The organism is Phytobacter sp. V91 (assembly GCF_965644225.1).
Classification (GTDB): Bacteria; Pseudomonadota; Gammaproteobacteria; order Enterobacterales; family Enterobacteriaceae; genus CBFFRJ01.
Genome location: NZ_CBFFRJ010000209.1, coordinates 3,284 through 5,020 on the forward strand (window position 1 = coordinate 3,284; position 1,737 = coordinate 5,020).

1 rRNA gene is annotated in these 1,737 nt (G+C 51.9%); it reads right to left on the minus strand.

Annotated elements, in window-relative coordinates:
• Positions 1–51: 51 nt before the first annotated feature.
• A 16S ribosomal RNA gene (locus ACSZO4_RS24550) occupies positions 52–1,591 on the minus strand.
• Positions 1,592–1,737 lie beyond the last annotated feature (146 nt).

Below are 1,737 nucleotides of genomic sequence, written 5' to 3' on the forward strand. Positions count from 1 at the left end.
AATTTTCATCAGACAATCTGTGTGAGCACTACAAAGGCAGGTTCTTTAAGGTAAGGAGGTGATCCAACCGCAGGTTCCCCTACGGTTACCTTGTTACGACTTCACCCCAGTCATGAATCACAAAGTGGTAAGCGCCCTCCCGAAGGTTAAGCTACCTACTTCTTTTGCAACCCACTCCCATGGTGTGACGGGCGGTGTGTACAAGGCCCGGGAACGTATTCACCGTGGCATTCTGATCCACGATTACTAGCGATTCCGACTTCATGGAGTCGAGTTGCAGACTCCAATCCGGACTACGACATACTTTATGAGGTCCGCTTGCTCTCGCGAGGTCGCTTCTCTTTGTATATGCCATTGTAGCACGTGTGTAGCCCTACTCGTAAGGGCCATGATGACTTGACGTCATCCCCACCTTCCTCCAGTTTATCACTGGCAGTCTCCTTTGAGTTCCCGGCCGAACCGCTGGCAACAAAGGATAAGGGTTGCGCTCGTTGCGGGACTTAACCCAACATTTCACAACACGAGCTGACGACAGCCATGCAGCACCTGTCTCACGGTTCCCGAAGGCACCAATTCATCTCTGAAAAGTTCCGTGGATGTCAAGAGTAGGTAAGGTTCTTCGCGTTGCATCGAATTAAACCACATGCTCCACCGCTTGTGCGGGCCCCCGTCAATTCATTTGAGTTTTAACCTTGCGGCCGTACTCCCCAGGCGGTCTATTTAACGCGTTAGCTCCGGAAGCCACTCCTCAAGGGAACAACCTCCAAATAGACATCGTTTACAGCGTGGACTACCAGGGTATCTAATCCTGTTTGCTCCCCACGCTTTCGCACCTGAGCGTCAGTCTCTGTCCAGGGGGCCGCCTTCGCCACCGGTATTCCTCCAGATCTCTACGCATTTCACCGCTACACCTGGAATTCTACCCCCCTCTACAAGACTCTAGCCTGTCAGTTTCGAATGCAGTTCCCAGGTTGAGCCCGGGGATTTCACATCCGACTTGACAGACCGCCTGCGTGCGCTTTACGCCCAGTAATTCCGATTAACGCTTGCACCCTCCGTATTACCGCGGCTGCTGGCACGGAGTTAGCCGGTGCTTCTTCTGCGAGTAACGTCAATTGATGAGGTTATTAACCTCACCACCTTCCTCCTCGCTGAAAGTACTTTACAACCCGAAGGCCTTCTTCATACACGCGGCATGGCTGCATCAGGCTTGCGCCCATTGTGCAATATTCCCCACTGCTGCCTCCCGTAGGAGTCTGGACCGTGTCTCAGTTCCAGTGTGGCTGGTCATCCTCTCAGACCAGCTAGGGATCGTCGCCTAGGTGAGCCATTACCCCACCTACTAGCTAATCCCATCTGGGCACATCTGATGGCAAGAGGCCCGAAGGTCCCCCTCTTTGGTCTTGCGACGTTATGCGGTATTAGCTACCGTTTCCAGTAGTTATCCCCCTCCATCAGGCAGTTTCCCAGACATTACTCACCCGTCCGCCACTCGTCACCCAAGAGCAAGCTCTCTGTGCTACCGTTCGACTTGCATGTGTTAGGCCTGCCGCCAGCGTTCAATCTGAGCCATGATCAAACTCTTCAATTTAAGTTTGATGCTCATGAATTAAACTTCGTAATGAATTACGTGTTCACTCAGAGACTTGGTATTCATTTTTCGTCCGAGGACGTTAAGAATCCATGTCACTTTGAGTGCCCACACAGATTGTCTGATAAATTGTTAAAGAGCAGTGC